Annotated in this window: 3 protein-coding genes and 1 pseudogene; 2 read left to right on the top strand and 2 right to left on the bottom strand. The window is 70.5% G+C overall.

The features are described 5' to 3' along the window. Nucleotides 1-437: 437 nt before the first annotated feature. Nucleotides 438-1,181: a tRNA pseudouridine(38-40) synthase TruA gene (gene truA, locus DMC18_RS21675; protein ID WP_110133301.1), complete on the bottom strand. Its 744-nt coding sequence runs from the start codon at nt 1,179-1,181 to the stop codon at nt 438-440. Then, nucleotides 1,181-2,119, bottom strand: coding sequence for a methionyl-tRNA formyltransferase (gene fmt / locus DMC18_RS21670; RefSeq protein WP_110121078.1), 939 nt, complete (start codon nt 2,117-2,119; stop codon nt 1,181-1,183). Before fmt ends, truA begins: the two co-directional genes overlap by 1 nt. 156 nt (nt 2,120-2,275) lie before the next feature. Here fmt and DMC18_RS21665 point away from each other — a divergent pair, with 156 nt between their 5' ends. Further along, nucleotides 2,276-2,632, top strand: a complete 357-nt coding sequence (locus DMC18_RS21665; protein WP_110121077.1) for a cell surface protein — start codon at nt 2,276-2,278, stop codon at nt 2,630-2,632. Between the two features lie 143 nt (nt 2,633-2,775). After that, nucleotides 2,776-3,031 (top strand): annotated as a pseudogene (locus DMC18_RS21660) (hypothetical protein); the annotation flags it as partial.

Below are 3,031 nucleotides of genomic sequence, written 5' to 3'. Positions count from 1 at the left end.
GGCCCCCTCCGGCCCTCCGGGCCACCTCCCCCAGAGGGGGAGGATCTGGTCGGCGCGGCGCTCTTCAAGATGCTCCCCCTTTGGGGGAGCTGTCGCGGAGCGACTGAGGGGGTCTTCCGGCGTTTGACCCAGATCAAGGCGACGCTTGCGCGGGGCATGCAACGTCCGGGCGAACGCCAACGGAGCCCGCCATGTCGCTCGGTCAGATCGCCTATCTCGGTTTCGTGCTCGCCGGCTTCGGCGTGTTCATCCTGGCGCTCGGTACGGTCTGGATCGCCGAGCGCATGTCGGACCGCAAGCCGGACTGACCTCCCCACCGGAAGCCCCTTCCCTGACTTCCCCGGGGTTTCCGCCCTCGAGGCCGCCCTCACACCGGCCTCTCCCGCAGCCTCCGTCGAGCGTCGAGCCGGCGGAGGCCGCGGGTTTCTTCGCCGCCCTCAGTCGCCGTAGCCGACGCCCACAAGATAGAGCCCGTCGGCCGGGGCCACGGGGCCGCATTGGGTGCGGTCCCTGGCCTCCAGGGCGGCCTTGACGTCGCCGGGCTCCCAGCGACCGGCGCCGACCTCGACCAGCGTCCCGGTCATCGAGCGCACCTGGCGGTGCAGGAACGAGCGCGCCTCGAAGTCGAGATGGATCTCTTCGCCGACCTGGCGCACGCGGGCGACGTCCAGCGTCTTCAGCGGCGACTTGGCCTGGCAGTGCATGTCGCGGAAGGTGGTGAAGTCGTGCAGGCCGACCAGGGCTTGCGCGGCCGTATGCATGGCGGCGGCGTCCAGGGCCTTCTTCATGTGCCAGACCTTGCCCTTGTCGAGGGCCGGCGGGGCGCGACGGTTGAGGATGCGGTAGAGGTAGCGGCGCTCGTTGGCCGAAAAGCGGGCGTGCCAATCTTCCGGGGCCACCTCGGCGTCGAGGATCGACACCGCCTCGCGCATCAGGTGGGCGTTGAGAGCGTTCATCACCGTCTGGGCCGGCCAGTCGCGCTCGAGGTCGACATGGACGACCTGGCCGGTGGCATGGACGCCGGTGTCGGTGCGGCCGGCGGCGGCGATGCGCAGTTCCTGGCCGCTGAAGGCCTTCACCGCCGCCTCGATCGCTCCCTGCACGCTAGGCAGGGTCGCCTGGGCCTGGAAGCCGGCATAGGGACGGCCGTCATACTCGACGAGGAGGCGGTAGCGGGGCATCAGGCCAGGACCGTCCCGGCGGCCAGCGGGAAGCCGCGCAGGAAGACCTCGGCGTCCTGGGCGCCCTTGCCTTCGCGCTGGGCCTTGAGCAGGCGGACGGCGCCCTCACCGCAGGCGATCAGCAGTTCGTCGTCGAGCACGGTTCCGGGCGCGCCCCCATCGTAATTGGCAGCGTCTTCCACCTTCGACAGCAGGGCCTTCACGCGCACCGGGCCCTTTTCCGAAGGCGCCTCGAACCAGGCGCCGGGGAAGGGCGAGAGGCCGCGGATGTGGCGGTCGACCTCGGCGGCCGGGCGGGTCCAGTCGATGCGGGCCTCGGCCGGCTTGATCTTCCTGGCGTAGGTGACGCCCTCCTCGCTCTGCGGGGTCTCGATGGCGCCGCCGCGCTCGATGGCGGCCAGGGCGACGGGCAGGATGCGGGCGCCGACGGCGGCGAGGCGGTCGTGCAGGCTGGCCACGGTGTCGAGCGCGTCGATCCGCACGCTTTCGGACAGCAGAACGGGGCCCTCGTCGAGACCCTCGCTCATCCGCATCACCTGGACGCCGGTGACGGGATCGCCGGCCATGATCGCCCGCTGGATCGGGGCCGCGCCGCGCCAGCGGGGCAGCAGGCTGGCGTGCAGGTTGAAGCAGCCCAGCTTCGGGGCGTCGAGCACGGCCTTCACCAGGATCTGGCCGAAGGCGACGACGACGGCGGCGTCGAGGTCGAGCGCCTGGAAGGCCTCGATCTCTTCGGGGGTCTTCATCGAGACGGGCGTGCGCACGGGCAGGCCCAGGCCCTCGGCGAAGGCGTGGACCGGCGAGGGCTTCAGCTCCTGGCCGCGGCCGCGCGGGGCGGGCGGCTGGGAGTAGACACAGACGATCTCGTGGCCGCTGGCGACCAGCTCGGCCAGGCAGGCGACGGCGAAATCGGGGGTTCCGAGGAAGGCGATGCGCATGGCGGGGGTTTAGCCCCCGAAGGGCTTCGGGGAAAGCGCGCGGCGCCGGGGGGCGCCTCCGGGGACTTGCCCGGGGACTTGAGAGTCGGAACCTCGACCGTTCGCGCATCGTTGTTTGCCGGACTCTTTGCAACCACGAGCGTTGGAGGAAGACCCATGCGCACCCTCGCCCTGATCGCCGTCTCCGCCCTGGCCCTGTCGGCCGCCGCCTGCTCGGACCAGCACGCCCAGCAGATCAAGGAAGGCGCCGCCGCCGCCGGCCAGGACATCAAGGACGCCGCCAACGAGATCAAGAACGATCCGGACGTCAAGGAAGCCGGCACGGCCCTGAAGGAAAGCACCAAGGAAACCGCCGCCGACCTCAAGGTCGCCGCCGGCGACGCGGTGGACGCCGCCAAGGAAGCCGGCGCCAAGGCCGGCGACAAGGCCCAGGAAGCCGGCAAGGACATCACCCGCGAGAGCAAGGAAGCGGGGACGGCGGCCAAGAAGGAAGTGCACGAGGCGACGAAGTAGGGGTTAAGTTATCCACAGGGCGTGCGGTCTTACCTTCTCCCCATGGGAGAGGTTATCCCCGTTAGGCGCCGCCTCGACCTCAACGAATTCAAAGCCCTACAAGAAAACGCACGTTTCCTGTCCCCGGCCTTCGGACCGGCCTCATGCTGTTGGTCATGAGCGAACAGACCTCCCGCGCCTGGTGCGCGAAGATCCAGCAGCGGCTGATGGCGGCGATGGATGACCTGTGGGCGGCGATGGAGGACGGTTTCGACCGTGAGGCCATGCGCAAGGCGTCGGAAAAGGTGCGGCTGTTGGGCCAGATGGCCGCCACCGTGCGCAAGATCGTCGTGGCCCTGCCGCCCGAGCGCGCGGCGCGGCCGGCGGGCGGCTGGCTGTCGGCGCTGGAGCCCGAGGCCG

The organism is Caulobacter sp. D5 (genome assembly GCF_003185805.1).
In the GTDB taxonomy this organism is placed as follows: Bacteria; Pseudomonadota; Alphaproteobacteria; order Caulobacterales; family Caulobacteraceae; genus Caulobacter.
Note: the sequence above shows the minus strand (reverse complement) of the source record. Positions and strands in the feature narration are given on the sequence as shown.